Raw genomic sequence first — 26,291 nt, 5'->3', positions numbered from 1 at the left:
TTATTGTTTTTATAAGTTGGAAGATTATTTTTTCTTCCGTTGCTTTTCATATATTTCTTTATAATTTATTTTCCGCATTACTCCATCTTTTGGAGTGTAAATATCTCCTGTCTGCTTATCTAATAAACCTGAATCCATTCCCAATTGAATAAATTCAAACTTTTCTTTTTTTGTTAATAAAACTCCTGAAAATCCTAAAATAAGAATTATAATAATTCCATATAATAAATATTTCTCCATAACCTATTGCTTAGAAATCATACTGAAATATCTTAATTGTAAAAGGAATTGTAGTTATTTCAATAGATGCTTTCTTCATTATTTTTTTAAACTGAAATATATTAAAATTCAAAAATAATTTTTCCCGGTGAAAGTCTTGCTAAAGATTGCAGATCTGGAGTCGATTTAGCATCTGCATTTCTAATAATAATTGTTGCTCCAGAAACTTGTGCAAGTCTTGCAAAAGATTGTAGATCGGTTGTCGAATAGTTGCTAGCATCAATACTGATTCCTCCACCTAATCTTACCATGGATTTTAAGTCTGTCGTTGATTTTGACATAATATTTTTATTTTGTTTATGAGATGACAAATAATCTTTAATTTAAAGTTTCATCTCCAATTAATCGATCTATTCACACCCAATGTTAGTACTTTTATTCCTTTTTCATATTTAGAAAAAATAACTAAAGTAAGATAATCGTCTCTAATATTTCGAAGACATAGAATTTCTTTTTCTCATCATTTTTTTAGATTTAGTATTAGATTAAAAAATAAAAATAAAGCTACACTAGTAACCATAGTTGATAAGATAACCGCTGAGTAAATAATATCAATATATGTATTTCTCACTTCTATCTGTATTAAAATAAAACTCAAAAGAAACACTATTAAGAATAAAAGAGATGTCATATAGAGTAAATTTTTATTTTTCATCGAATCGTTTTTTGAGATTTAAAATTAACAAAAGAATGTTTTTAATTCACAAATATTCTTTCTAATTTGTCAGAAAATTATATTAGAGCATTTGAAGTTAAAATTAATAACGATTAAAGATAAAGAGCTATTAAAAAAACTCTTTTGTTAACATTCTGTAGATTATCAATATCTTTAAAGTAACAATAATTTATTGAATTATTGACTACAGTAAAGAAGTAAATTAACAAAAAAAGCTGCCTATATTTTCGAAGTTACTGAAAAAGTCACATCCAAACAATGAGGCTGAAATTAATGCTCAAAATAGTCGAAAAAGGCTTTGAGAATCTTTTAAATGAATTTCAAATGTTTTAAATTCAGAATATAACAAACAGAAAGGCTTAAACGTAAAATCCGTTTAAGCCTTTTGATTTTTGGTTAATTTTTCACTGAAGTCATATCTTTCAGAGAGCTTTTTTAAATTTTATAATTATTTTAATTATCTTTCCTTGCTCTATAATAATTTACAATGTTAACTATTACAGAAATTGCAAGTCCTTTTAAAAATGATAAAAGTAATATTTCTTCTATATTACCTTTATTATACTCATTATCATTATAAAAATAAATATCAATAACAAATATAATAATTGTCAGAACCAAAGCTCCTAATAAAATAGTTCCAATCCTCTTTAAATTCATATCTATGACTTATCTTTGATTTTATTGTATTTCCTTAATAGTCGACATTAATTTATCAATTTTTCTTTTTCCATCACCCCAATCGAAAATTTGAGTGGGAAGTTTTGGATGTACTTCTACATTAAATTGAGAATCATTAATAATTTTAATATCCATGATGGATCCCCAAGTATAAAGATTAATTGGAAATTTTACCGTATAATGAGATTCATTTCTGTCATAATTCCAATTAAGCTTTTCTAATGCAATTGGAATTATCTCTTTAATATTTGATTTAGGACTGGTATAATATTCAAAATTTTTCATAATAATATTAAATTTAAATTAGTACTAATGCAATATAGAAAGTTTTCATATAAACCCCAAACAAAATCTTATCTATTTAAAAAATAATAGATAAGTAGAACAGGTTGCCAATCTTAGCGTTCACAGCTTAAGCACCTATTGCTGTTCTTTGAGGAAAAAAGTAATTATATCTCTTAAAAGTAGGTCTTAATAATTTTTTTTTGACACTGATGAAAAATTAATTTCTATTGAAACTCCTCTTTAATTCGGATCACAATATTAAAATGAAAAAAAAATTGTCGTTTGAAAGCTCCCCCCTACCAAAAAAAACAACCGCCATAAAGGCGGTTGTACTTTATAAAACCTGAAGATCTATACCTAACTCTTAATTATAATGCGAGTAAAACAGGTGACCGATTGTAGCGCTTACAGAAGCTCCGGCTGCTCCTACAGCTACTCCCAGAGGACCTCCTAAAATTCCTCCGAAGACTCCGCCTACCCAGTCCTGGACTCCGATGTATCCAACAACCTGTTCTCTTGTCGGAGGTCTTCTCGTCACACTCTCTGTTGTGCTGTCAAGAAGATCAAGATATCCCGAACCTTCCTCAGAAGACCAAAGCTCCACTGAGCTTAGCAGGATAGAAGAAGTATCTTTGTACAACTGCATTTCTTTCTCATCAAGCTTTACTTCTTCGAACCTCTTGTTCAGGAATTCCTTGTAATCAACATTGTCATTTTTCAAAAGGTAATCGATATCCTCTCTTAGAACAGTATCAAACTCTCCGGATATCCTGCCCTTAATCGAATCGACAATTTCAAAAGGACTATTAAAATTCAAGCCCTGAGCAAAAAGATCCGCATTGTCCTTTCCATAAGTATCCACAAAGCCCTGAAGAACGATCTCTTTCTTCTGATCGGCAGTCATCTCTGCAGAAAGCCTAACGTTTTTCATAATACCTCCAATCATCTCGTTGTGAATCTGACCATAATTTTCCATAATCTTTTTTTTTACTTGTTTTTTAATATTAATTTTTACGATTTGTAGTAAATAAGAGCGTAAAGTGCCTAGGATTATCCCCCTTACTTACTGAAACAAAGATAGCCCCACGTGGCGTCAAAACTCGTCGTATTATATTTTATTAAAAAAAAAATGAAAAAAAAATTTGTAAGTCTCCCCGAACGTTGGACAGAATTATACCCTCATTTTGTTTTGTAAAACTATAAAATATTTCATTGCGGTGATGTTGGTGTTGAATGATTTTGTTGGAAAGGAGAAAACTCGGAGATGGAATTCTGTTTAGACGAGTTTTCCTTTTTCAACAAATATTGCATTGGAGAAAGATTCTGTAAACTTTCGTGTGGTCTTTTGTTATTATAATGTTCCACCCATTCCGTGGTAATTTCTCGTACTTCTACTAAATTGTTGAAAATTCTGGCATCCAAAACTTCGGTGCGGTAGCTACGATTGAATCTCTCAATAAAAGCATTCTGTGTAGGTTTTCCAGGTTGAATATATCGGATTTCAATCCTATGCCTGTGGCACCAATTTGTGAAAACACTACTCGTAAACTCTGGACCATTATCAGTTCGAATTGCTTTGGGTTTTCCTCTTTCTTTCACAATCCATTCCAACAAATCCGTCATATGAATCGCTCCGATGGAAAGCCCAATCTCAATCCAAATTGATTCGCGGTTGTAATCATCAATGATATTCAATGTTCTAAATCTTCTCGAATTGAAAAGCGCATCACTCATAAAATCGATACTCCAAACTTCATTGTAGTTTCTTGGAACTTCCAGATTTTTTCGTTCTCTCGAAGCCAATCTTCTCTTGCGTTTCCTTAAAAGATTCAATCCTAATTTTTTGTAAATACGATACACCTTCTTGTGATTACAGGAAAAACCTTGATTCCTCAGACTATGAAATATTTTCTTGAATCCATAGCTAGGATGTTTCTCTGAAAGTTCATTCAGCCAACCAATGAGTTCTGTGTCTTCCTTTCTTTGGGGCTGATAATAATAACTGCTCCTTTCCAAATTAAGAGATTTACACGCCTGCCGGATGTTTATAGGATATTCTGACACAAGGTAATTCACAACTTCTCGTTTCGTAGCAGGCTTTACCACTTTTTTGACAAAACGTCCTTCAATGCTTCATGTTCCAAGCTCAAATTGGCAAACATCTTCTTCAAACGATTGTTCTCAGATTCCAGTTCCTTGATTTTCTGTAGTTCTTTGGTAGAAGTTATCCCACCAAATTTCTTTTTCCAATCGTGCAAGGTTTGGTAGTGGAAACCGTATTTTCGAGACAATTCTTTTGCGGTCTGCCCTGATTCATACTCTTTCAAAATTGCCAAAATTTGGCTGTCTGTAAATTTACTTGTTCTCATATCCTAAAATTAATTGTTTTTTCTCGTTAATCTTAGGGGTATAAATTGTCCAGTTTTTAGGGAGACTTACAAATTGTCGTTTGAAAGCTCCCCCCTACCAAAAAAAACAACCGCCATAAAGGCGGTTGTAACTTTATAAAACCTGAAGATCTATACCTAACTCTTAATTATAATGAGAGTAGAACAGGTGACCGATTGTAGCGCTTACAGAAGCTCCGGCTGCTCCTACAAAAATAATTATACTTATTGAAAGTAACCATAATAATCGATTTTTGAGATAATATTTGCAAAAATCAGTAGCATTGACCATCTATTTTCGGTTTGAATTGACCACCAATATAAAATAAATTGATTTCTGAAAAGTCTCTGTATCATTGAGAAAGTGATGGTCAATTCGAACCGGAATTGCATGGCTACTCAAAATTGAAATTGAATGGTAAATGCTATTGAAACTTATAAATAGAGCTTTACAACACAAGCATAAAACAAAAATTAAAAAAGATTTAATGTTTAGAGCACCTAAATTTTAATTATTTGGAACTATTTTTTATTTCATTTAATTTATTTTCAGCTTCAGTTGCTAATTGTGGTGCACTATAAATATATTCAAGAACTGCTAAAATGAGCGCGTTTATAATAGAAATTTCTTTTTCACTTACCTCGCCAAGTTCGGCATGGGCGCCTATGTTACCAAAATTTTTCAAGCCCATAGAAACACCTACTAACTTATCAGGAATCTCACGTTTGACGGATAAATCATTCAGTTTATCATGTAAAGTTCTTCCGCTAGCATTTCTATCTAAACACACCATTTCCAGCAATCGTCTTGATAAAACAGCATAAGAATTCGGATCCATATTCTTGATTCTATCAGAAGCAATAAAAGCTTTTTCGATATTCTCTGGTAATCCCTTTGGAATATCATTCTTTACTGGAAATATAGAGATATACATTGGTTCGAAATCAGAGTCCCCTTCCCAATAACTATTCCAATTGTAATACACAATATTGTTTTTTTTACAAGCTGGACATTTTAGAATCTCATATATTATTCCATACTCAATATAATGACCATTCTCTGGTTCATTTTCGACTTTTAAGTCCGATACAGAACCTAAAATTGTCATATGCGACATATTACTACAATATCCACAAGATATTATTTCTGATAAGTTGGCTGCCATGGTGCAATTAGTTTTAATGATTAAATTTAATGAAAAAACCTATAACCTAAATTAAAATTTAATAATAATCTAAGATTGTTTTCTTGATCTGTGGTCATTTTAAAAGGTATTTTTTGCATTGTTTTTTTAATATTTTGTGAGTGTAAATTTTAGAAGAAGCCGTCTTAGTTCTGAGACGGCTTCTATTAATAATTTATAAAATGTACCATTTTATAAATCATTCCATTTCTTAAGAATCTCTAATATAACGTGAAGATTATCAACACAAACGTAAAGAATTTGATGCCCTTGCAATACATATGGTAACTGTCGATCAACTGGAATTAAATTGAAAGAATCAAAAATACTGCTTCCTGGCAAATGAGCATCTCCATGTCTTAATTCATATATTCCTACAAAAGGACTTGTTATTATTCTTGCTTCTTCTTGAGGAACTTTCAGGGCAAGGAGATTTTCAATAGTTTTTAATGATCCCCACCTTGTATTTTTGGGCGGAATTATAATTTTTTGTAATCCTTCAGTATTAATGTCATCGATGATTACTCTTGCAATATCTTTTGAAAGAGAAAAAATACCATTATCATCTACTGCTTTAAACCTATTAATTGTTGAAATAATCTCTCTAATTGATTGATGATTCCTAAAAAAATTAATTCCCAATTTTTCGTTAGAAATAAGATTAATGTTGTTTAATACATCTTCTAGAAAATTTTCCGGAGCTAATGTCCGCGGAGCTACTGCTTTTACTTGTGAAGCATAAAGTTCTTTGGAGATACCTCCTTCAGGGGAAATGTTAAATCCAGCCCAGATTTGCTGTTGCCATTCTGGTAGATAGGCAAGATCTTTTGCATAAACTGTTATTAATCCCAAATCGTTTACTCCAAAGTGAATTCCTCCATCAGGGGCACATCCAATACTTCCAGTTTCTGCACTATACCAAGTAAGAAAGCTCCCTCTTTTAGATAATAAGACATTTACTAGCTGTGGTCTAAACCAAAGCCATTTTCCTCCTTTTTTTAGTTCTTTTGAGCTTTGTTTTGATCCGTCGGCTTCAACTATATAATTAACTTTATCACTTTCATCATCACCTAATATTATTGGGCTTATTTTTCCTGGCTCAACCCAGTCAAATTTCCAAAGCTCAGAGATACTTTTATAAAGTTTTCTATCAGTAAAAGACTTTTCATAAAAAGTAGCTTCTATATTGTCTTCGGTCGGAAAGCTAGATATATCAGGAATGTCTTCATTTTCATCAACGTCTGTTCTTGCAGCATGTGAAATTGCAATTTTTTGTCCATAAAGAAAGCCTCCTTCATGAATTTCATTCAGATTGTATTCCCATATATCTTTTCCATTTTTTTCTTCTCTAAATTCATCAGTCCACGGTAATTCAGATGGATCCTGATAAATGTATATTCTGCTAAAATATCTGGCAACATATAATCCATAGTCTCTTACATATAAATAATCTTTTAAAAATTGATTTCTTATTTCCAATAATATAGGTTTGCCTGAACTATCTCTTTCTAATCTAGCAACATCTGTGTATCCATATTTAGGACAAACCCAAATATCACCCTCTCTTTTTAAGCCTAATGCAATAACAAGATCTTGGTGAAGATGCCATTCATTTTCATCAGTGTTGTTATCAAAGGATTGGCATAAAACTAGGTTTATACCATCTATATTTTCTCCTTTATACAAGTCACTAGAAATATAAATCTCATCTCTTAAAAGACTTCTTTGATTATTAATTATACCTATATCCATCCATTGAAGTTTTTCTTTTAGCTTTTCCTGATTCATAGGCACCATTAAAGATCCTGCTCCAGTAAACTCTTCAAAGAAATCAGCATATCCAGATTGTGTGGAATTACGAACTTGTTTTTCTGTGCGGAGTGGAACCCAAGAAGAAGTATTCAGTTTACGTTTTCGTAAATCCTGCATTTCGAACCAATCTTTGTTTATTTTCATGTTTTATTTTATATTTTTCTATTGTTTTTTGAATATAAGTTTTCTCTAAAGATAATGTTTTACTATTTCAGCAATATCTTAAAACGACAGTTAGCAATCAGTATTTGCTTACTCTTTTTTCTAAATCTGCAATTGCAGCTTTTAAAACTTGAAAAGAAATCTTTGCAGTTTCTATGTCAGGATCGAACCTACTACTCAATTGTTCGTAAGGATGGATATAATTTCTGAAATCTCGCAGTGAGTGGCTGTATTTTTTCACATCTAAGCCGATAAGATTAATATCGTGAGCGACATTTATAAAACTGCTTAGAGACCATTCGTAAAATGGTAAAACTTTACCGGAATCTTTATTTTTAGGACTCGCATTGCTCATATTAAACTCTTTCATTTTGGAAGTTGCAATACCTAGAAAAATCCCCTCTAAGACACTCCCACACATTATAATTACTGATAGTGCTGCTCCAGTTTTAATATTTTGGTTTATTTCTTTCAATCTTGAGTTTAATATTTTAACCACACCAGAATCCAGATTCAACTTTTCTATTGAGACATTTTCAAACTCTTTATTAAGAAATTCGTCTTTAGTACTAACACGTTGTTCATTTTTTAAATTATTAATTCCCAAAAGTCTATTTGCAATACTAATGCAATTTTCGTAGAGTTGATGCTCAGAATTTTCTACTTCAACATTTTTTAAAGATTGATTTGTTCTCCAACATTCTAATAGTTCTTTTAGAACCAAACCAACGATCTTATCTGATTCTAACTGCCAGAATGCTCTTAACCTTTTTGCTTTTGAATCGCCATATAGTAAATATTTGTCATCGTAAATATTAATCTTAACAAGATTGAAAATGAATTCATGGAAAGTTGAATTTGAAAATTCTAATACGTAGCCGCTGCTCAAGCCAAGAATCTTTTCAAACATTAATTTTTCCGAAGGTTTAATTTCTGCCATTTTTGAATTTTTCCAATTTTTACACAAGCTTTTTGCGAATTTAAATTTTGTTCATATTTAAGCCAAATTTAAATTGACATTCACATTTTTTTCCGCAAAACTTATAATATCCAAAATTAAATTTTTAGTACGCTATCTATTTGCGTATATAATTTATTTTTTAACTGCCATTTTCTTTATTTCTTCATCCGTATGATTATCAAGAATTTTAGTATAACGATAAAACGTTGCTCTAGACAAACCAAGGGGCTTGTAAATCTCCTCTGGAGACTTGGTTCGATCTTTATACAAAGACCGCATAATTATTAACTTAGAAATTGTTTCTTTTGCATATCCCTTTGGTCTTCCTCCAGTTCTACCTCTTGCTCTTGCAGACTGTAATCCAGCATTCGTTCTTTCTCTTATTAATTCGCTTTCATATTCAGCTAATGAAGCCATAAGATTCAAAAATAGTCTTCCGTTAATCGTAGAAGTATCTACACCATCCACAATACCTTTTATAATGATTCCTTTTTCATTTAAGCTTAAAACTATATCGATAATATGTTTTAAACTTCTTCCTAATCTGTCTAATCTCCAAACATAAAGTTCATCACCTTCTCTAAACTGTTCAATCATTTTATCAAGCTCGGGGCGATTCTTTGTTGCCCCCGAAATTTTCTCTTGGTAAATTTTCTCACAACCAGCTTTTTCTAAAGCTTCAATTTGTAAATCTAAATTTTGATCTTTGGTCGAAACCCGGGCATATCCTGTTTTCATAATTTTGTTACATTAAACTCATACTAGGGTTCAAGCCAAAAATGGGACAAAATGTTCACTTTAGAAATACTTCCATAACTAAATAAGCCGATTCTAATTAAAAATCGGCTTAAAATAGTAGTTTTAGCTATACAGATCAATACATCAGCGTAATTCCCGCACCCCATCCCATATCACTATCATAATGGGTACGAATGCCTACATTTTTATTGATAATATATTTTAGTTCTGTCATATATTCCATATCGGTATTTACCATAAAACCTGCCCTCAATCTTTTTGTAATAGGAATGTCCTCACGCATTAAAGAAAGCCGTACAATACCATCATGATAGACTTCTGCTTGAAAATTAACCAACATTGGCAATGTGTACATAAATCCCAAGCTAATGGCTCTACGTGTATCTTTCTCGTTTTTCTGTCCGAATAAATTGGTTTCGTGCTCATCCATACCCATTTTACGATACCTCCAGTCAAAACCGATGAATGGCATAAACCATTGCATTTTACCAATGTATCGTCCTAAGTGAGTTTCTACTTCATAACCGTGCATATCATTATAGCCTAAACGCCATTCTGTACCTAAACTCCATCTTGCATTCTGAAGCATTGCATCACCATCATTTCCATTGGTAGCGAAATCGTTTTGAGCCATAAAGTGTGGCATATTACTCTCTCTCCGCAACATATTATATGATTGTTTTTTGTCAGGTAAATTCGGATTTTGATAATCATCCACTGCAAAAACCCTGTTCATTCCCGACATCATATGATAAAGGATATGACAGTGGAAAAACCAATCTCCTTCTTCGTTCGCTAAAAACTCAATCGTATCAGTTTCCATTGGCATTATATCCAAAACATTTTTAAGAGGGGATTTTTCGCCTTTCTCATTAATAACTCTGAAATCATATCCGTGTAAGTGCATTGGGTGGCGCATCATTGAGTTATTGTGAATAGTAATTCGTAGAATTTCTCCTTTTTTCACAGGTATTTTATCGGTTTCTGAAAGTATTTTATTATCCATACTCCACACATAGCGATTCATATTTCCAGTAAGGGTAAATTTCAATTCCTTCACCGGAGTATCTTTGGGAAGCGAGGTATTGTAAGGAGATTGCAACATTGCGTAATTCAGGGTTTTAATATCCCCTAAAGCGTTTGCATTGTAGCGATTGGGATCATTATCCATATTCATATTGTGTTGGCTATGATCTTGCTTTTGCTTTCCATCTCCGGTAATTTCAGGATACATTACTACGTTCATATCCATTTGATTCAAGCTCATTTTCATTCCCATATCATCCAGATCGCCATTCATCTTCATCATATCGTTCATCATTTTCATTCCCTCAAAATATTTCAATTTGGGAAGTGGGGAAATCAATTGCTTAATACCGTTGCCCACAAAATAGCTTGCCGATTGTGTTCTGTCTTCGGTAGTAGCTAAAAATTCATAAGCTACACCATCAGCCGGAATGGTGACAACTACATCGTAGGTTTCAGAAACTGCAATAATTAATCTATCAACTTCTACGGGCTCTACATCGTTGCCATCATTGGCTACTACAGTAATTTTACCACCTGCATAACGCAGCCAAAAATACGATGAAGCACCACCGTTTGACACACGTAAACGCACTTTGTCACCCGCTTTTAGAGTTTTGCCGTCAACGGTTTTTAAATTGGCAGTATTATTTCCGTTGATTAAAATTTTGTCATAATATACATCGCTGACGTCCATTGCCAGCATCCGTTTCCATTCGTTGGTTACTTTTGTTTTGAAATGACCTTCCTTAATTGCTTCTGCGTAAGACTGTGTTGCGTTTTTTTTAATAGCTGCCCAATCATTAGCGTTATGCAACATCCGGTTGATGTTATCGGGATTAAGATTTGTCCATTCGCTCAATATGATGGGTACGGTTGGTAAATCATCTATACCTTTTCTAAAGGTTTTATCATCATTTTTTTTCTTCATTATAAAACTGCCATACATCCCAATTTGCTCCTGCAAGCCCGAATGTGAGTGATACCAGTGTGTTCCGTGTTGTATTATAGGGAAACGATAGGTATAGGTTGTGCCTGCCTTAATGGGCTTTTGCGTAAGCCAGGGCACTCCATCTTCCTTATTGGGTAAAAACACTCCATGCCAATGCAGTGAGGTACTTTCTTTTAATTGGTTGTGTACTATAATCTCGGCTGTATCGCCTTCTGTGAAAGTGAGTGTAGGCATTGGTATCTGCCCATTTACGGCTATGGCTCTTTTTTCTTTGCCTGCATAGTTTACGAGGGTATCTTTTACATACAGCTCATATCGCACTATTTTTTGTGCGAAAAGGGATTGCGAATATAACAGTATAAAAAATATATACAACAACCTTATTCTGATATTTTTGGGTATAACCATTTTTACTATTTTTTTAATGAAACTTATCGCTGATCTTTTAGCCAATTGGTTAATATTTTAATTTGCTCATCTTTCAGCTTTGCATTTTTGTGCATCATGGTGTATGATGATAAAGGCATTTGCTTAGTCTCGATTTGTTCTTTAATTGAGTTTAATAATCTTTCCTGTTTCCGATTTGAGTATGAACCCCATTCATTGAAGTTTAACTCTTTTTTTGCATCTTCGATGTGATTTTCTACCATTGTTCTTGCAGGCTGTACATGATCATACCACATGTAGTTGGTATTGTTGCTATGGCAATCGTAACAAGAGGTATGCAGAATTGTTTTTACTTCAACAGGCATTTTATAGACTTGGGAAAAATCGGTTGTATAAACCTGCCCTTTATCAACATTGAGGGCAGGCTGATAAAATTGTATCGCAATAAAAATAAACAGCACTAATGCTAAAATTATCTTTAATACTTTCTTCATTTTACAACTCCTTTTTTAAAGAACCACAGGTAAGCATTTTACTGCCATAATAAGGATTTTTGATAGCCTTAGCTTCACTGATCCAAACAGCACCTTTGCCATCATTGTACATCGGGCAATAGTCCTGATATAATTTTTGGGTAGTTCCGAACAGTGCAATAAGGTCTGAAACATCTTTACTTAGTGATGCTAAATGTTCTCTTTGGTGGTCTATTTTTCCGGCATTGTCGCCAATATGTTCGGCATTTTCTTTTGCATTTTCCGCTATCTCCATATATTGTTTATGCTTGTTTGCAGGTATGGCTTTCATATCTACATTTTTCAAGGTGCTAAACAACTTTTTGCCTGCGTTGGCTGCAGCTTTATCATTATCTGCAACCAGTGCATTTTTTAAAGCCAAATAATCTTTAACAATGGGTGCGATTGAGAAATTTTGCGCTATTACTTTTTCTTCCGGTTGGTCAGCTTTTTTTGCTGTGGTATCATTTGATACAACGGTGCTTACAGTGCCATTTTGAGTTGATGATGGCACATTTTGAGTTTCAGCTATTGATGTCGTATCCTTAGCTGGTTGGTCGCTGTTTTTATTGGAAGTCTGATTGCAGGAAACTGTAATTGTAAGAACTGCTGCTAATGCGATGATTGAGAAAAATATATTTTTCATTTTAATGCTATTTAATGTTGTTAAAGAAATTTTAGTGACTTATTTGTTTTGAAATTCTTTCAGCTTTCGCTTCATAAATTCTATTTCCTTTGCCTGTGTTTCGAGTATATTTTTTTGTAATTCTATAAGTTCGGGGTCTGTAAGCTTTGCCTTTTCGGACATCAATACGGCTGCTGCGTGGTGTGGTATCATTCCTTTTACAAATTCTTTATCGCCCACATTGATTTGTTCCCTAATGCCAAACCAAGAGAAAATCCCAATTGCTAAGGAAAATGTAATGATTGCCCAATTGATTTTTTTGTTTTGATACATTCCTTTCATTATCAATAATTCAATAATCAACATTGCCGAAACCATCAGCAGGGTCATATATAAATTATTGATGTTCGGGATAAGATTGTTCAACCCGTCAATCATAGCATACATAATGAAATACATTGCTGCGAACATTGCTACAGCCATTACAGCAAACCGTTTGTACATTGCTAAAGAATGTTTAGCGTTATGCCCTTCACTTGCGGTGTGGTGTTGTATATCGTGTTTGTTTTCTGTATTTTCCATAACGGTGTAATTTTATTTACTGTTAATTGTTTCTTGAACACTACCACAGGTAAGCATTTGAGAACCATAATATGGATTTTTAACCGCTTCTTCTTTGCTCAACCAATTAGCACCTTTGCCATTGTTATACATTGGGCAATGCAGATAATAAACAGCTTTTTCTTGTTTTGAAACCTTAGTTAATTCATACATATTTTTTGAAAGCAAAGCGAAAGTTTCTCTTTGTTTAGCAGCATCTTTGGAAATAGCAATTTTTTCGGCATTAACCGTTAAGTCTTTCATTACTTTCATCCAAACGGTATGCTCTTCAGTAGAAAGCTTTGTCATTTCCACTCCTTTGATGGCTTTTACCAATTCATTAGCTTTTGCAGAAGAAGTAACTGCATCCGTTTTTACTAAGGCATCTTTTACTGAAAAATAGTTCTCGAAAACGGCTTTCAGTTGCGGTGCATTTGGAGTTTCGGCAGCATTTGCTTTAGCCATTTCGTTGTGGTTATGGTTTGCGTGTTCGTTTTTCATATCCATCCCTGTATCATTAGATTTTGCTACTGGCTTTAATTCTCTGTTGTACTGGCAACATCCGGATAATTTTGCATATGCATCATCCGGGGCTAAAAATTTCTCACTGTCATAACCAGCTAAAGCAATACGTTTCAGTATTTCATCCTGATTTGTTTTTTTATCATCATAGCTGAGTGTAGCCATTTTGGTGTCTTTATTCCATTCTACAATAGCTACATTTTTTACGTTTCCTGCTTTTTCTATGTTTGTTTTACACATTTCACAGTTGCCATATATTTTTACGCTTTCTGTTTTTGCATTTTTGATTTGTGCAAAACTGTTTACAGCTGATAGTAATACGGTGACTACCATCAATATTTTTGATATTGATTTCATTTTGAAAATTTTTAATTTAATAAGATATACGAAAGGGTTGCGAAAACAGGATTTAGTTTTCGACAAGACATAATAATGGCTGACAAGCCATCATTTTAGCCTATTTTAGGAGGTTGCCAAATGGATGAGTATCCCGAAGAGTAATAGGCTTGTTTGAAACCGAATTTTTGCTTTTTAATTTCAGCAAAATGGTTTGTAGTTTTTAAATCTATTGGTATTGGTAGGCTTAAAGAAGATGAAGAAGTGCTGCATCTGCAGGAACTGTGCTTGCACTTACCATTACAATCATTATGGTCTTTATCTTTTTTGCAGGATTTTGTTTTACAACAATCTTTTTTTTCTGCTTTTGTAGATTGGTTTTTTGAACAGGATTTTTGCTCTTTTTTTATTTCTTCCTTCGTACAAGCAAATCCTATATTTGGTATTAGAAAAAATGCCAAACATAATAAAATGATGAAACTAATATGTTTACTGAAGGTTTTCAATACTGCAAAGTTACGATATATTTTGTGATCAAAATATTTTTATTAATGTTTTAATACGAAAATTATGACTGTTTTTGAAACTAATTTTTCATGTACTTCTTTACTTTCTGTACTGTATTCTTTGAGCAGTCCGTTAATTTAGCTATTTCAATTATAGTTGGAGGATTTTTTTTGTTCAAATAATTAACAACACCAGAATATTTTGATAAAAACTGTTCTGCTGATTCTGTTGTGTTTTTTAATCTCCCTTTATAGGTTCCTTTAGCTTTTGCAATGGCAATTCCCTCTTTTTGTCTTTCCAATAAAGAATTTCTTTCCATCTCACTGATATTAGCTAAAACACTTATAATTAATTTAAATGTTGGATTTTCTCTGCCCCCTATCCAACTTTCCAATCCTAAATTATCTACCCTTAAACAAATTTTATTCTGATGTAATTTTTCAATAGTTGGCTTCAAACCAAAAATGGGACAAAATTTACACTTTGAGGTTTAATTAGTTGATTTATATATTATTGCGAAGGAAGAAAATAATCCAGAAAAGAAACTCCCTTTCAGAAAATGAAAGGGTTCACTTTAGATTAAATAATATGAATGTTTCCAGAACTAAATAAGCCGATTCTTATTAAGAATCGGCTCTTTAAATATAAAATTTCAATTTATTTACAACATACATTTCCCAACTGGATTGGTGGGCATTTTACAGTACCATAACTACAATACACGCAACAGTCGCCTTTTAATGCCTTTAATATTGTCTTACAATTTTCACATTCATAAAAGTATTGGCAAGCATCTGTTGGCATTGTTTCCTCTTTTTGGGATCCGCAGTTTGGACAAGTTATAGTTGATTGTAATTTAATTTCCATTATGATATAATTTTGCTTTTTAGTGATTTATAACCAGTCGAATTGATAGCTTTTTCGATTTCTGCAATACTTGTTTGTTTGTTATCAAACTTAACAATGGCATTGCCTTTCTCATAAGAAACCACAACTTCCACAATTCCTTTTAGTTTCATAACTTCTGTTTTAACGTGATGTTCGCAACCTGAACAGGTCATTCCTTTAATTGTAAATTCAACTTTCTGAATTTTGGAGGTTTGGGTAATAGCTGCTTTACTTTCAGTCTTTGGGAAAAAGATGTGAGCATAAAGCGGAAATGATAAAAGTAAAGCCGCCATAACGGTAATAATTCCTAAAAATGATTTTGTTTGCATAAAATTAGATTTTTCAGTTATTTCACAGTCACAGTCAATTTTCTTTTGCGGTTTCAACTTTTGAAACCAAGCAAAACCAAGCACTAAAATTGTCAAGCTAAGAAAATATGGTCGGAAAGGTTCTAGCCAAGAAAAAGTTGAAGCAACCCCACTTGTCCCTGCTATTAGAGCTAAAACAGGTGTAATGCAACATAATGAAGCTGCAATTGCTGTCAAAAGTCCAGTGCCGATTAGTCTGTTGTCCGTTTTCATATTGTTTCTAAAATTTTATTATCATCAAGTATTTCAAAAAATGGGGTCAACATTTTTTCATACTCTATTGTCAATGAGTAAAAAATAGTTTGTGCTTTTCTTTCCGTTTCAATTAGTTTACGGTCTTTGAGTTTTCGCAAATGCTGAGAAATTGCTGGAATGGTCATTCCTAAAATATCAGCCAAATCACAAACACACAGCCGTTTTTCTTCAAAAAATAAAAAAAGAATTTTTAGTCTTACTTTATTACCAACAAGATCAAGTCCATTTGATAGTTGATCAAAAGAAGTATTTAATTCTGAAACCCTTTCTTTGCAACGAACTATTTGTTGAGCATCTGCCTGTTGCCTGATACATGTAATATCCATCTTACAAATATAGAATATATTTGTTATTTAAGCAATTGCTTAAATAACAAATGCTTTTATTTTATTTTTGACTTTTTGAACCGTATTTTTGGAGCAATCAGTTAGTTTTGCAATCTCAATAATAGTTGGTGGATTTTTTCTCTTTAAATAATTAATGACAGTTGGGTATTTAGCTAAAAACTCCTCTGTAGATTCTGCTGTATCCTTCAATCTCCCTTTATAAGTTCCATTGATTTTTGCAATTTGGATTCCTTCTCTTTGCCGTTCCAGTATGGAATTCCTTTCCATTTCGCCGATATTTGCTAAAACACTTATTATCAATTTAAATGTAGGATTCTCTTTCCCTTCCACCAAACTTTCCAAGCCTAAGTTGTCTACTTTTAAACAAATATTACTTTTGTGCAGTTTCTCAATTGTCTGTAAAACATCAAGCGTGTTTCTTCCTAGTCTATCTATACTAGAAACGCTAATATAGTGGATTTCACTTTTTCCAATGTCATTGAGAAGTTCCTTTGCAGAAGGTCTCTGATTAAATGGAATTGAGCCACTTATTTTATCGATATAAATTTTTTCAGCAGAATACTGTCTTTCTAGCTGTCTTTCAATTTTTTGATTTAAGGTTGATACCCTGATATATCTTGCTTTCATTTTTATATTTATTATAAATAAAATTTCCCAATTTTAGGATGGGTATTTTTGGGATAAAATCATTTCAGTTAAATTGTATGGCTACACTCTGATTTTCATCCCAATGTTAAACTATAGTCTAATTTTGGGATTTACAAATTTATAATATATTTATATTCACAAAATATTTCTGATGCCTAGAATAAATCTTTTAAAAGATAAAGATGTTGAGCTTTTCGATAATCCCGCTGAATTAACAATCGATGAAAAAAAAGTATTGTTTACATTAGAGTTTGACAACAATCTTGAACCTAATTTAAGGAAAGACATTACGATTGTCGGATATATTCTCCAAAAAGGTTATTTTTTAGCTCAAAAAAAATTTTTTGTACCAAGCCAGTTTAGAGAAGAAGATATAAATTATGTTTCAAAATTATGTGGATTAGAATATAAGATAGACATTACAGAATATAAAAGATCTTTATATACTCAGCATAGATTTTTTATTTTAAATAAATTCGGATATCGTGCTTTCTCTGATTGTATCACTTTATTTGAAAAAGAAGCTTTAGAATTAGTTAAAACTCCGCAAAGACCAAAAGAAATTTTTTATTCTCTAATTTCATTTTTAGAAGAAAAAAAAATTGAACAGCCTAAACATTATATTTTTGCCCAGACCATATCCAAATCTTTAAATGTATTTGAACAAAACTTAGTTAACCTGGTCGATAAAAATCTTAGTATAACTCAAAAAAAATTATTGGATGAAATGATGAACCTTCCTTCCAACAATGACGAAGTAACTTCTAAGAATCCCTATTTAATAACTAAATTAAAAAAGGTTATTCAAACAATAACTCCGAGAAAAATTAAACAGAGTATTGATGATTTCAATATTATCCGGGATATCCATTTTCATCTTTCTAATATTACTAAATTAAATGAGATTTCAGGTATATTAAATTATTATGCTGTTTGGGTACTAAAAGCAGAGCATATACAGTTTGACAGTATTAGAGATATTGAAAGAAAAAGACTTTACATAGTATCATTTATTATTTATCAGTATCGAATCCGTCAGGATGCATTCGTTGACATCTTTCTTTAGGTTGTTCAAAAATATTATAATAATGCCAATAAGTCTATTGCAAACGACTTTTTAAAGAAAGACTTAAAACCTAATAAACAAAAACAACTGGCAAAAATTAGGAATATTATTTTTTCTTCGAAAAAACAATTAGAAAAGGTAAAGCAAATAATCTTCACTAATCAGTATGTAGATTCTCAAAAACTCAGTTTAATAAAAGATATTTTCACTTCTGAAAATCATTCTTTACATGATGATATTATTCAGGAAATTGATAAACTTGAAAATTTAGGAACTGCTGCATTGAAAGAAGAATTATTCTTTAAGGAGCTGAATAATGGATATAGAAAAATTCATAATAGAGTTGCCGGAATACTATTAATGCTTGAGTTCAATACTGAAATGTCTGATTCCAATATGATATCTGTTATTAAAAATTATCAAGCTAAAAATGGAAAAATAACCCATACGGCACCTCGTGATTTTATTCCTAAAAATGAACAGAAATGGTTATTCACTGAGAATGGCGAATTTAATCCGCAGATGTATAAAATATTTTTGTTCCGAGAGGCTGCTAATCATATAAAAGGTGGTACGCTTAATCTTAGATTTTCTGATAAGTATAAATCAATTGATGATTATTTAATTGGATACAACCGATGGAATTTGGAAAAAAAAGAATTGATTGAAAGAGCGAATATTAATCATATGTATGAAATGAAAGATGCTCTGCTACTTCTAAAAGAAAATTTGGTTGAGCATTATAAAAAAACCAACGAAAATATTCTAACGAACGAATACCTAAAGTTTGGGAAAGATAATAAACCAAGAGTAACCACCCCAAAATTGACCGAAGTAACAAGTCATTTTGTTCATGAGGCTATTGGAGAAAATGTTTATATTCCTCTTACAAAAATATTATCAGACATAAATTATTCGACAGATTTTACTTCCTCTTTTCTACACTACAGTCGAAAATCAAGTAAAGATTCTCCTGCAGGAAATATTATTTATGCAGCAGTTATAGCTTTAGGATGCAATATTGGTGTAAGGAAAATGTGTAAAATATCTACAGGTATCGGAGCTGATAAATTAGAATATGTAGTAAGATGGTTTTTTAGTAGGGATAATATTGATGAAGCGAATCAAATGATTTTAGAAATTACGGACAAACTTTCACTACCCAAAATATACCTTCAGAAAAAAGATTCATTACACACTTCAAGTGATGGACAAAAATTTAACGTAACTGTTCCTTCAATCAATGCAACTCATTCTTTTAAATATTTTGGAACCGGAAAAGGTATTTCCGCTTATAGTTTTATTGATGAAAAAAGTAAGCTTTTTTATAACAGTGTAATTAGTGCTTCTGAAAGAGAAGCTGGATATATACTTGATGGACTTCTTCATAACAAAGATATAGATAGTGACATGCATTCTACAGACACTCATGGATATAGTGAAATCATATTTGGGGTATGCAATTCTTTAGGAATTTTATTTGCTCCAAGAATAAAAAATTACAATGATCAACTTTTATACACATTTAAAGATTTTCCAAGAAATACTTATGAAAGCAAAGGTTATAAAATTCTTCCTTCAAAAAGTATGTATATAGATGAGAGCATCATTAAAGAGCAATGGGAAAATATATTGAGATTATTATGTTCAATTAAGTTGGGAGAAGTTAAGGCTTCTATTATTTTGAAACGATTAAGCTCTTATTCAAAGCAACATCCTTTATATAAAGCAATGAAAGAAATTGGTAGAATTCATAAAACTTTATTTTTATTACGGTATTTTGATGAACCTTCTTTAAGACAAAACATTGAAAAACAATTGAATAAAATTGAACTATCACATCTTTTTGCTAAAGCTGTTTTTTTTGGCAACAATCAGGAATTTAAATATGAGACAAAAGAAGAGCAAGAAATTGCTGTAGCATGCAGGCACTTAATTCAAAATGCAATTATCTTATGGAACTATCTTTTTATCTCAAATAAACTTTCCGAAATTGAGCAGAAGGAGAAAATACAAGAGAATATAGAATTAATGAAAAATAGCTCTATAATGACCTGGCAGCATGTTAATATGCATGGGGAGTATGATTTTGTAATTGATATTGAGAAACCACCATTCGATATGATTAAGATTAACTCATTAAATATTAATTAATTATGGCTTGAAATGAACATTTTGTCCCATTTTTGGTTTGAAGCCTACTACGTAAATTTATGAAACTTTGTTTAATGATACGAGATTTTGAGAAATATATTAAAAAAAGTAAGATTTAGAAATTCACATCTTTGAAAATCTCATAAAACTTACGTTTTAAGATAATGTAAAATTTAAATACTAAAAATAAAACTGAGGCTTTTATTAAATATAGAAAATTTTTCAAGAAGCAGATTCTCTAAAGAGACCAAGAAACTCTCTCTGTAATATTTTTCTATAAAATTATTCTCAATGAGAATATTACAAGCGATTCGTTTTAAATCATGCCGCTTTATATTTGGATTCTTACAAATAGATAGAAGATAATCTTTTCTTGATTGATTACTCGATAGATTATCCAAGTCTTTTAAAATTTGGTTCAGCTCTTTCATATCTATTTCGAAGATAAAAAGATGTCAACAATATTATATGTGGTTTTCCGTAAAAAGAGATATTTAAACTTTCTTTTTTGCGCAACTTTTTCTTTGATAGATAGCATCTATTAAATCTGAATGTTTTTTCCGACTATAAAAAAAATTGTCCGCTAGGACAAATAAAAGTATGTGAGCCTATTGGCGAACTCCTATTATATTTAATAAATAAGTTATTATATTAAATTTAATTATATTATTAGTAGACTCACAAAAACGTGAAAAATGTTCCTGAAAATGGTATTTCTAAATTATTTGCAGGGAAATTCAATGGGGGTAACTGAGAAATTCAATGGGGGTAACTGAGAAATTCAATGGGGGTAATAAATATTTTTAATGGGGGTACCAAGGAATTCCAGTGGGGGTAACAAGGAATTCCAGTGGGGGTAATAATTGTTAGGAACTTTTGATGGGGGTATTAAAAATAATAGGAACTTTGAATGGGGGTATTATAATCCCATTTCTAAACATTTATTTATAAACCATTTCAAATACTCTATTCCAGTAATTTCGGCATTTAATCTACTTGCCGTGATTGCACTCATCTTTTCATATCCATGTTCATTAAATTTTTTCTTTACAATTAAAATTTGTTTTTCATCTAGCTTGCGTTTCTTTTTAATGTATTTTAATGCATTGCTTGCTTTATACTCATCATTAGAGGAATATTCTACCAATACAGTATTTTTGGTTTCGTATAGGCTAAAAACGATATTTTCGTCCTGAATTGTAAAGCCGAAAGATATATTCCCAATTTCATTCAATTTGTTCTTTATTCCTGTAAGAAATACAATTAATTTTGATTTCTTATAATAGTGCTCCGCCAGCCCTAATTCACTTACAAATTTTTTAATCCCTATATTACCCCCATTCATTTTCCCTAATTTCTTTTTAATATACAGATAAACATTTAATGGCATAGTTGATGGAGTTGAAAATAAAATACTCCTGTAAACTTTCGAATAACCATCAATATTATTTAAGAGCATTTGCGCTGTTGGTTTCGAAATATAGAATCTAACATAGTTATCTCCTTTATTATAAATTGGTAATTCTATGAAATTTGCTGTTAGAACTTCATTCCCGGATTGTGATTTCACTTTATGAGTTCCTAAGGTTTTCATTATCTGTAACTGTTCATTAAAAACACTATTATCTTTAACTTTTATATTTCCATTATCATTTAAAGCTTTTGTAGGTATAATCATTTGGAACATATTAAAATTATCTGCAAAATAATTTTCTTCAATAATAGCAAGTTTTTTCCCAGATTCAAGAATCCTTCTTTTCTCTATTTCTTCTGCTTTTATTTCAGCCAAAGAAATAAACCTTCCATCCTTAATAGTAAGATCATTAGAAATAATTTCTTTCGCCTCGTTTGCGGAAATTTTATGTACTTGTGTCGTTTTTAGCATTTCCATAATTACGTAAATTATCCTATGACCATAAATATTTAATTTCTTTAATGGCTCAGCACCTCCTAAGAAATCAATTAATTCATTCGGATATAAAGTAAATAATTGTGGTTCGTGTTCTTCAAAGGTTTTAGAAACTTTTTGAGAATTTGGCTTATTAATCTTTTTCATAAGTTCTTTTTCATGTAAGGTTTAAAAGTAAATTCTTGTATTGGATTATTTTTGTCAAAAATCGCGAGATAATTGTTTGCCTTTGGATTCAAAAAATAGTCGTCCTTATTAATATAAACTTTTATCCAAAGCCAATTATTTAAAGTCTTTGCCAATTTAGATGGCTGCCATGTTTTTCTATACCATACAGTTTTTTTTGTATCTGAAAAATACACCACACAAAAAAAACCTTCACTCTCTTTAGTTTTCATAATTTTTTGTATATTTGGACTAGGAAAAAACATCTTCAGATGTTATGGGCTTTAATTTTTATTAAGGCTCTTTTTATTTCTCCATCATGTGACTTATTATTATCTAAATTTAATTACTGTCAGAACTAATATTAAAATAACAATAATAGCAAAGAATATAAGTATCATTAAGCAGCCAACATTTAGTGTTTGCAAAAAGCATCCTTCCCTGTTGTTTTTCTCATATTTTATAAAATTAATTGGATGCCCACAATTCGGACAGCTTTCTGCTTGATTAGAAATTCTCTTACCACATTCAGGACAATTAATTAGAGCCATTCCCTTCTAATTTTCTAATTTTATATTTTTTTTCTAAATGCTCAACTAGTAAGCAAAAAAATTCTTCTTTTGTGTATCTATCTCCTCCTTTTTGCTTGTCATAAATAAAATTATAAACAAATTCTACATCAGCTTCACTAATTGCAAAAGATGTTCTAGATCTTATAATATTCGGGTCACTTTTAGCTCCTCTTCCTGCCTTTGCAGGATTTTTAATTTCATCAGGTCTTTGCGAAATATTTGGAAATGCTTTCTTTAATAATTGTATTCCCTCTCTTACGGCATCACTCTCATTATATAAGTAATGACTTAAATCACTATGTATTTTAAAAATACGTAGTTGCTTAATATACAGTAATAAATCTTTATTAAGATTAAAAGAAAAGATAATATTATTCTCTGTGGAAAACTCCGGTTTTTCTTCTTTAATCTTCTCAGTCGTTTCTTTTAAATTTGAGCCTGCTTTAGTTAATGCCTGCAAACCCCTCTTTTTTCCTTTATTATCCATTATCCTTTATTTTACTTAGCAATTCGTCCGTCAATTTTCGATAGTCCATAGAAACAGGATTAAAAGGCTTTAAATAGACAGCAGATTCTCCTTCACTTATACTGGTTCTTATGAAGGCATTTTTACGAACATAACTTTTAAACAACAAATTAGATATTTCACTTTCTAATAACTCCCTATATGTTTCCTTAAAATCTCTGGTATTTTCTTCTACTTTAGCAAAGAAAAAACCTAAATAATCTGCTCTCAATCCTTTTTCTGACTTTAATTGATTTATTGCTATAATTAACTTAGTTACACCATCTAATGTAAAAACGTCATAATCGACTGGAGAAATTATATAATCAGATGCAAAAACTGCGATCTCTCCAAATGTTAAATCTTCGCTAATCGGTTTTGGTGGGCAATCTATCAAAATGAAATCAAAATTATTTTCTACTCTCTTAAGTGCTTTTTTCAGACTATCCCGTTTTAAATTGGCTGTTCTTAACTTCAAGTTTCCTGCCAATATTGAAATTGAATTGTTTTTTCCTCTCTGGGTATATATGGGTTCTTCTGAAGAGTGAAGAAAATTTTCTACTGTGTATTCATTCTCTTCTTCCAAGCCATATCCTAAAGATAAATGGCACTGAGTGTCAAAATCAATAACTAAAACTTTAAATCCTATTTCTGCAAGCACACCAGAAATATTTATTGTACTTGTAGTTTTAGAAACACCTCCTTTTTGGGTAAATATTGAAATTGTTTTTGCGATCATTTTATATTTATTTTTTAATTCGTTAAACTCGTTCCGGAATCATATGATATCTGTAAGATCCTGGAACGAATAACGAACCATTTTTATTTACTTAGTTTAGTTAATTCTTTCTTCGCTTTCTTTAGATTATCCTCAACTTTAGAAAGAGATTCGATCAAAGTTTCAGCATTACTAATAAAATTAACCCTTTCTTCTTGAGCTTTTTCCAGTTCATGACTAAGTCGGATTATTTCATGTGATTGTTCAATTCTGGTACTCTCATTATTCAAATACTCAGAGAAAATCCTTTTTACAGCTTCTCCATTATTGGTTAACTTTAATTTTGTCATTATTTTTTCAAAGTTATCTTTGTCACTTTCTGTTAGATCTTTAACATAAATAATATCGGGTCTTAAATTAATCCTTGCCATAATTCTGATCGTTTTACTTTATATTTTTTCAATATCTAATACTTCTCATGCATAAAACATAAAGTATAATTTTTTACTTATACAAATGTCTTTAATTTTACTTAACTGTTAATTTATCTGTTTACAATACTACATTAAACTTCGCCTTCAATATAGTGATTATTTAGTACATTTAATAATTAAATTTCATCATCTAAAATTCGGCAAGTATCATCAACATAAAAACACCATTCCTGCTCATTTATATCACTAAAATAAATCCAATTAGATTTTATATGATATTCGCCGATGTATATGTTTCCAATTTCTATTGTAGACCCTGACTTTCTTGCATCAATAATTTTAAGAACTTCGAATTTCACATATTTTATATTTTTCATAATAATTGTCATTTGAGAAATCAAATGTACTAAATTATTTATTTAGTACATTTAATAATTTATAAGTTTTCTATTATCATGGTCAAAATAGCTCCAATAATAATTAATAAAATTGCAAATGGTAGGCTTATAATATCTGAATGTAGTTTGATTTTATACTTCATAATAAAATTTTTAAGATTTATTGAAAGCCCTTTTCAGGGCTTTTTATGATTAAATATATTATTTAGTACATTTAATAATATGAACTCCAATATAATTTTTTTCCTTGATAAATACTCGCATCATAAACATCATTAATCTTTACTCCTGCATATTTGGTTAATCTTCTTTCAAAAGATTTTCCTATAATTATTGATGTATTAGGAGTACAAGTTCCGCTATCTTGATGTTCATAAGTTCTATTTTGTCCTATTTCCTGAAGCACCAAAGTAGATTTTTTTCTCTCTACTACCAAATAAAAATTGATATTAGTTTGTTCATATCCCCATGAAGCATAAAGAATTGAGCCTTTCTGAATAGTTTCTTGTAGTTTTTTTATAGCCTCTTTTCTTTTTTTTTCATTTTCTACAATATCTTCAATTCTCTTCTTATGATCGGCTAAAAATAAATTAAGCTTTTCAAGTGTTTCATGTGGTTTAAAATAGATAGGCTTATATTGAGATTTTTTAAAAATAAGAAGGCAATAAAATCTCAAATTATAAAAGGTATGATATAAATAGTTGTTTACTTCTTCAGAAGAGATAAGCTCTTTAGTTTTTTTAATTTCTTCGATTAGTTTATTTTGTAACTCTAATTTTGTCATGATATTTTTATTAATTAAATTGATTATTTAGTACATTTAATATTTAATTTATTGATTGCTTTTTTGAGCAAATCATTAGGATTTTCATTTTCATTATGTCTCAATGAAATAACATAAAGAAAAGGTGTCTCGAGGAAGTCCTCAGAAAAATTTACATCAATACACTTAAAAAATCTTATATTCAATGTCTCTCTGTCATCAAAAAGTTTTTCGATTTGAAGTATCGTTAATTTCTTTTTTAGAATTGTTGTCATAATATTTTTTTTGATTAAATTGATTATTTAGTACATTTAATAATAAAGTTTAAAATTGTTTGTATGCTTTGGTTTCGAGGAAACCTTGACTTTTTCTTTAGTGGTGGGTATCTGATTAAATAGCATAATTTAGTTTGGATTTTGGGGTTTGATTTTTCCGTTGATTTCAAAGA

33 protein-coding genes are annotated in these 26,291 nt (G+C 30.8%); 2 read left to right on the top strand and 31 right to left on the bottom strand.

What is annotated here, in order from left to right; genetic code table 11:
- Positions 1-24: 24 nt before the first annotated feature.
- From WFH39_RS19420 to WFH39_RS19320, 22 genes are all read right to left on the bottom strand, one after another.
- Positions 25-240 carry a hypothetical protein gene (locus WFH39_RS19420; protein WP_336691099.1) on the bottom strand — a complete coding sequence of 72 codons (216 nt, stop codon included), beginning with the start codon at positions 238-240 and terminating at the stop codon, positions 25-27.
- 101 nt (positions 241-341) lie between these two features.
- A complete protein-coding gene (locus WFH39_RS19415; RefSeq protein WP_336691098.1) occupies positions 342-560 on the bottom strand; it encodes a hypothetical protein in 219 nt (72 codons plus the stop codon).
- A gap of 848 nt (positions 561-1,408) precedes the next feature.
- Positions 1,409-1,615 (bottom strand): hypothetical protein, encoded by a 207-nt coding sequence (locus tag WFH39_RS19410; protein WP_336691097.1) that lies wholly within the window; start codon positions 1,613-1,615, stop codon positions 1,409-1,411.
- A 21-nt stretch (positions 1,616-1,636) separates the two neighbouring features.
- Positions 1,637-1,921: a hypothetical protein gene (locus WFH39_RS19405; protein ID WP_214588162.1), complete on the bottom strand. Its 285-nt coding sequence runs from the start codon at positions 1,919-1,921 to the stop codon at positions 1,637-1,639.
- Between the two features lie 364 nt (positions 1,922-2,285).
- Entirely contained in the window at positions 2,286-2,897 is a 612-nt protein-coding gene (locus WFH39_RS19400; protein ID WP_214588163.1) for a hypothetical protein, read from the bottom strand.
- Between the two features lie 233 nt (positions 2,898-3,130).
- Positions 3,131-3,997 carry an IS3 family transposase gene (locus WFH39_RS19395; RefSeq protein WP_375181860.1) on the bottom strand — a complete coding sequence of 289 codons (867 nt, stop codon included), beginning with the start codon at positions 3,995-3,997 and terminating at the stop codon, positions 3,131-3,133.
- Between the two features lie 23 nt (positions 3,998-4,020).
- Positions 4,021-4,290, bottom strand: a complete 270-nt coding sequence (locus WFH39_RS21280) for a transposase (RefSeq protein WP_336734695.1) — start codon at positions 4,288-4,290, stop codon at positions 4,021-4,023.
- A 530-nt stretch (positions 4,291-4,820) separates the two neighbouring features.
- Complete coding sequence (locus WFH39_RS19390) at positions 4,821-5,474, bottom strand: DUF4145 domain-containing protein (protein WP_336691096.1); 654 nt, start codon at positions 5,472-5,474, stop codon at positions 4,821-4,823.
- A gap of 210 nt (positions 5,475-5,684) precedes the next feature.
- Positions 5,685-7,448, bottom strand: a complete 1,764-nt coding sequence (locus WFH39_RS19385; RefSeq protein WP_336691095.1) for a hypothetical protein — start codon at positions 7,446-7,448, stop codon at positions 5,685-5,687.
- 97 nt (positions 7,449-7,545) lie between these two features.
- Entirely contained in the window at positions 7,546-8,406 is an 861-nt protein-coding gene (locus tag WFH39_RS19380; RefSeq protein ID WP_336691094.1) for a hypothetical protein, read from the bottom strand.
- Between the two features lie 153 nt (positions 8,407-8,559).
- Complete coding sequence (locus tag WFH39_RS19375; RefSeq protein WP_336691093.1) at positions 8,560-9,165, bottom strand: recombinase family protein; 606 nt, start codon at positions 9,163-9,165, stop codon at positions 8,560-8,562.
- A gap of 136 nt (positions 9,166-9,301) precedes the next feature.
- The gene (locus WFH39_RS19370) at positions 9,302-11,572 is read right to left on the bottom strand and encodes a multicopper oxidase family protein (protein WP_336691092.1); all 2,271 of its coding nucleotides are present in this window, start codon (positions 11,570-11,572) and stop codon (positions 9,302-9,304) included.
- A gap of 23 nt (positions 11,573-11,595) precedes the next feature.
- Positions 11,596-12,045, bottom strand: coding sequence for a heme-binding domain-containing protein (locus WFH39_RS19365; RefSeq protein WP_336691091.1), 450 nt, complete (start codon positions 12,043-12,045; stop codon positions 11,596-11,598).
- Position 12,046: 1 nt separating this feature from the next.
- Positions 12,047-12,709 carry a DUF3347 domain-containing protein gene (locus tag WFH39_RS19360; RefSeq protein WP_336691090.1) on the bottom strand — a complete coding sequence of 221 codons (663 nt, stop codon included), beginning with the start codon at positions 12,707-12,709 and terminating at the stop codon, positions 12,047-12,049.
- Between the two features lie 39 nt (positions 12,710-12,748).
- A complete protein-coding gene (locus WFH39_RS19355) occupies positions 12,749-13,270 on the bottom strand; it encodes a DUF305 domain-containing protein (RefSeq protein ID WP_336691089.1) in 522 nt (173 codons plus the stop codon).
- Between the two features lie 12 nt (positions 13,271-13,282).
- Entirely contained in the window at positions 13,283-14,167 is an 885-nt protein-coding gene (locus WFH39_RS19350) for a DUF3347 domain-containing protein (RefSeq protein ID WP_336691088.1), read from the bottom strand.
- A 95-nt stretch (positions 14,168-14,262) separates the two neighbouring features.
- Positions 14,263-14,652: a hypothetical protein gene (locus tag WFH39_RS19345; RefSeq protein ID WP_336691087.1), complete on the bottom strand. Its 390-nt coding sequence runs from the start codon at positions 14,650-14,652 to the stop codon at positions 14,263-14,265.
- A gap of 80 nt (positions 14,653-14,732) precedes the next feature.
- Positions 14,733-15,110, bottom strand: a complete 378-nt coding sequence (locus tag WFH39_RS19340) for a recombinase family protein (protein WP_336691086.1) — start codon at positions 15,108-15,110, stop codon at positions 14,733-14,735.
- 200 nt (positions 15,111-15,310) lie between these two features.
- Complete coding sequence (locus tag WFH39_RS19335; RefSeq protein ID WP_336691085.1) at positions 15,311-15,520, bottom strand: GDCCVxC domain-containing (seleno)protein; 210 nt, start codon at positions 15,518-15,520, stop codon at positions 15,311-15,313.
- Complete coding sequence (gene merTP / locus WFH39_RS19330; protein ID WP_336691084.1) at positions 15,520-16,122, bottom strand: mercuric transport protein MerTP; 603 nt, start codon at positions 16,120-16,122, stop codon at positions 15,520-15,522. The genes WFH39_RS19335 and merTP overlap by 1 nt, the downstream gene beginning before the upstream one ends.
- Positions 16,119-16,490: an ArsR/SmtB family transcription factor gene (locus WFH39_RS19325; RefSeq protein ID WP_336691083.1), complete on the bottom strand. Its 372-nt coding sequence runs from the start codon at positions 16,488-16,490 to the stop codon at positions 16,119-16,121. Before WFH39_RS19325 ends, merTP begins: the two co-directional genes overlap by 4 nt.
- 39 nt (positions 16,491-16,529) lie before the next feature.
- The gene (locus tag WFH39_RS19320; protein ID WP_336691082.1) at positions 16,530-17,138 is read right to left on the bottom strand and encodes a recombinase family protein; all 609 of its coding nucleotides are present in this window, start codon (positions 17,136-17,138) and stop codon (positions 16,530-16,532) included.
- A gap of 172 nt (positions 17,139-17,310) precedes the next feature.
- Between WFH39_RS19320 and WFH39_RS19315 the strand changes: the two genes are divergently transcribed.
- Positions 17,311-18,225, top strand: a complete 915-nt coding sequence (locus WFH39_RS19315) for a DUF4158 domain-containing protein (RefSeq protein ID WP_336691081.1) — start codon at positions 17,311-17,313, stop codon at positions 18,223-18,225.
- Positions 18,226-18,261: 36 nt separating this feature from the next.
- Positions 18,262-20,379, top strand: coding sequence for a Tn3 family transposase (locus tag WFH39_RS19310; protein WP_336691142.1), 2,118 nt, complete (start codon positions 18,262-18,264; stop codon positions 20,377-20,379).
- A gap of 919 nt (positions 20,380-21,298) precedes the next feature.
- Here WFH39_RS19310 and WFH39_RS19305 read toward each other — a convergent pair.
- The 9 genes from WFH39_RS19305 to WFH39_RS19270 all read right to left on the bottom strand — a co-directional run bounded on the left by WFH39_RS19305 (position 21,299) and on the right by WFH39_RS19270 (position 26,118).
- Positions 21,299-22,435, bottom strand: coding sequence for a hypothetical protein (locus tag WFH39_RS19305; protein WP_336691080.1), 1,137 nt, complete (start codon positions 22,433-22,435; stop codon positions 21,299-21,301).
- Positions 22,432-22,686, bottom strand: coding sequence for a hypothetical protein (locus WFH39_RS19300; RefSeq protein WP_336691079.1), 255 nt, complete (start codon positions 22,684-22,686; stop codon positions 22,432-22,434). The genes WFH39_RS19305 and WFH39_RS19300 overlap by 4 nt, the downstream gene beginning before the upstream one ends.
- Positions 22,687-22,785: 99 nt before the next feature.
- Entirely contained in the window at positions 22,786-23,004 is a 219-nt protein-coding gene (locus WFH39_RS21275; RefSeq protein ID WP_442891778.1) for a zinc ribbon domain-containing protein, read from the bottom strand.
- Complete coding sequence (locus WFH39_RS19295; protein WP_336691078.1) at positions 22,991-23,512, bottom strand: hypothetical protein; 522 nt, start codon at positions 23,510-23,512, stop codon at positions 22,991-22,993. Before WFH39_RS19295 ends, WFH39_RS21275 begins: the two co-directional genes overlap by 14 nt.
- Positions 23,505-24,269 carry a ParA family protein gene (locus WFH39_RS19290; RefSeq protein WP_336691077.1) on the bottom strand — a complete coding sequence of 255 codons (765 nt, stop codon included), beginning with the start codon at positions 24,267-24,269 and terminating at the stop codon, positions 23,505-23,507. Before WFH39_RS19290 ends, WFH39_RS19295 begins: the two co-directional genes overlap by 8 nt.
- An 83-nt stretch (positions 24,270-24,352) precedes the next feature.
- Complete coding sequence (locus WFH39_RS19285) at positions 24,353-24,679, bottom strand: hypothetical protein (RefSeq protein WP_336691076.1); 327 nt, start codon at positions 24,677-24,679, stop codon at positions 24,353-24,355.
- A 179-nt stretch (positions 24,680-24,858) separates the two neighbouring features.
- A complete protein-coding gene (locus WFH39_RS19280) occupies positions 24,859-25,059 on the bottom strand; it encodes a hypothetical protein (RefSeq protein ID WP_336691075.1) in 201 nt (66 codons plus the stop codon).
- Positions 25,060-25,294: 235 nt separating this feature from the next.
- Positions 25,295-25,864, bottom strand: coding sequence for a hypothetical protein (locus tag WFH39_RS19275; protein ID WP_336691074.1), 570 nt, complete (start codon positions 25,862-25,864; stop codon positions 25,295-25,297).
- A gap of 23 nt (positions 25,865-25,887) precedes the next feature.
- Positions 25,888-26,118, bottom strand: a complete 231-nt coding sequence (locus WFH39_RS19270) for a hypothetical protein (RefSeq protein WP_336691073.1) — start codon at positions 26,116-26,118, stop codon at positions 25,888-25,890.
- Between the last annotated feature and the right edge of the window lie 173 nt (positions 26,119-26,291).

The sequence above is a fragment of the Chryseobacterium sp. MMO-72 genome, from assembly GCF_037146035.1.
Lineage (GTDB): Bacteria > Bacteroidota > Bacteroidia > Flavobacteriales > Weeksellaceae > Chryseobacterium > Chryseobacterium indicum.
This window is presented reverse-complemented; position numbering and strand designations above follow the sequence as displayed.

Excerpts from the sequence above, each read along its gene's own strand:
- WFH39_RS19270 (WP_336691073.1), bottom strand. The coding sequence starts at position 26,118 with ATGACAACAATTCTAAAAAAGAAATTAACGATACTTCAAATCGAAAAA.
- merTP (WP_336691084.1), bottom strand. The coding sequence starts at position 16,122 with ATGAAAACGGACAACAGACTAATCGGCACTGGACTTTTGACAGCAATT.
- WFH39_RS19275 (WP_336691074.1), bottom strand. The coding sequence starts at position 25,864 with ATGACAAAATTAGAGTTACAAAATAAACTAATCGAAGAAATTAAAAAA.
- WFH39_RS21275 (WP_442891778.1), bottom strand. The coding sequence starts at position 23,004 with ATGGCTCTAATTAATTGTCCTGAATGTGGTAAGAGAATTTCTAATCAA.
- WFH39_RS19370 (WP_336691092.1), bottom strand. The coding sequence starts at position 11,572 with ATGGTTATACCCAAAAATATCAGAATAAGGTTGTTGTATATATTTTTT.
- WFH39_RS19320 (WP_336691082.1), bottom strand. The coding sequence starts at position 17,138 with ATGAAAGCAAGATATATCAGGGTATCAACCTTAAATCAAAAAATTGAA.
- WFH39_RS19390 (WP_336691096.1), bottom strand. The coding sequence starts at position 5,474 with ATGGCAGCCAACTTATCAGAAATAATATCTTGTGGATATTGTAGTAAT.
- WFH39_RS19420 (WP_336691099.1), bottom strand. The coding sequence starts at position 240 with ATGGAGAAATATTTATTATATGGAATTATTATAATTCTTATTTTAGGA.
- WFH39_RS19365 (WP_336691091.1), bottom strand. The coding sequence starts at position 12,045 with ATGAAGAAAGTATTAAAGATAATTTTAGCATTAGTGCTGTTTATTTTT.
- WFH39_RS19400 (WP_214588163.1), bottom strand. The coding sequence starts at position 2,897 with ATGGAAAATTATGGTCAGATTCACAACGAGATGATTGGAGGTATTATG.
- WFH39_RS19325 (WP_336691083.1), bottom strand. The coding sequence starts at position 16,490 with ATGGATATTACATGTATCAGGCAACAGGCAGATGCTCAACAAATAGTT.
- WFH39_RS19405 (WP_214588162.1), bottom strand. The coding sequence starts at position 1,921 with ATGAAAAATTTTGAATATTATACCAGTCCTAAATCAAATATTAAAGAG.
- WFH39_RS19285 (WP_336691076.1), bottom strand. The coding sequence starts at position 24,679 with ATGGCAAGGATTAATTTAAGACCCGATATTATTTATGTTAAAGATCTA.
- WFH39_RS19315 (WP_336691081.1), top strand. The coding sequence starts at position 17,311 with ATGCCTAGAATAAATCTTTTAAAAGATAAAGATGTTGAGCTTTTCGAT.
- WFH39_RS19290 (WP_336691077.1), bottom strand. The coding sequence starts at position 24,269 with ATGATCGCAAAAACAATTTCAATATTTACCCAAAAAGGAGGTGTTTCT.
- WFH39_RS19305 (WP_336691080.1), bottom strand. The coding sequence starts at position 22,435 with ATGAAAAAGATTAATAAGCCAAATTCTCAAAAAGTTTCTAAAACCTTT.
- WFH39_RS19385 (WP_336691095.1), bottom strand. The coding sequence starts at position 7,448 with ATGAAAATAAACAAAGATTGGTTCGAAATGCAGGATTTACGAAAACGT.
- WFH39_RS19295 (WP_336691078.1), bottom strand. The coding sequence starts at position 23,512 with ATGGATAATAAAGGAAAAAAGAGGGGTTTGCAGGCATTAACTAAAGCA.
- WFH39_RS19350 (WP_336691088.1), bottom strand. The coding sequence starts at position 14,167 with ATGAAATCAATATCAAAAATATTGATGGTAGTCACCGTATTACTATCA.
- WFH39_RS19380 (WP_336691094.1), bottom strand. The coding sequence starts at position 8,406 with ATGGCAGAAATTAAACCTTCGGAAAAATTAATGTTTGAAAAGATTCTT.
- WFH39_RS19335 (WP_336691085.1), bottom strand. The coding sequence starts at position 15,520 with ATGGAAATTAAATTACAATCAACTATAACTTGTCCAAACTGCGGATCC.
- WFH39_RS19410 (WP_336691097.1), bottom strand. The coding sequence starts at position 1,615 with ATGAATTTAAAGAGGATTGGAACTATTTTATTAGGAGCTTTGGTTCTG.
- WFH39_RS19280 (WP_336691075.1), bottom strand. The coding sequence starts at position 25,059 with ATGAAAAATATAAAATATGTGAAATTCGAAGTTCTTAAAATTATTGAT.
- WFH39_RS19375 (WP_336691093.1), bottom strand. The coding sequence starts at position 9,165 with ATGAAAACAGGATATGCCCGGGTTTCGACCAAAGATCAAAATTTAGAT.
- WFH39_RS19355 (WP_336691089.1), bottom strand. The coding sequence starts at position 13,270 with ATGGAAAATACAGAAAACAAACACGATATACAACACCACACCGCAAGT.
- WFH39_RS21280 (WP_336734695.1), bottom strand. The coding sequence starts at position 4,290 with ATGAGAACAAGTAAATTTACAGACAGCCAAATTTTGGCAATTTTGAAA.
- WFH39_RS19415 (WP_336691098.1), bottom strand. The coding sequence starts at position 560 with ATGTCAAAATCAACGACAGACTTAAAATCCATGGTAAGATTAGGTGGA.
- WFH39_RS19360 (WP_336691090.1), bottom strand. The coding sequence starts at position 12,709 with ATGAAAAATATATTTTTCTCAATCATCGCATTAGCAGCAGTTCTTACA.
- WFH39_RS19300 (WP_336691079.1), bottom strand. The coding sequence starts at position 22,686 with ATGAAAACTAAAGAGAGTGAAGGTTTTTTTTGTGTGGTGTATTTTTCA.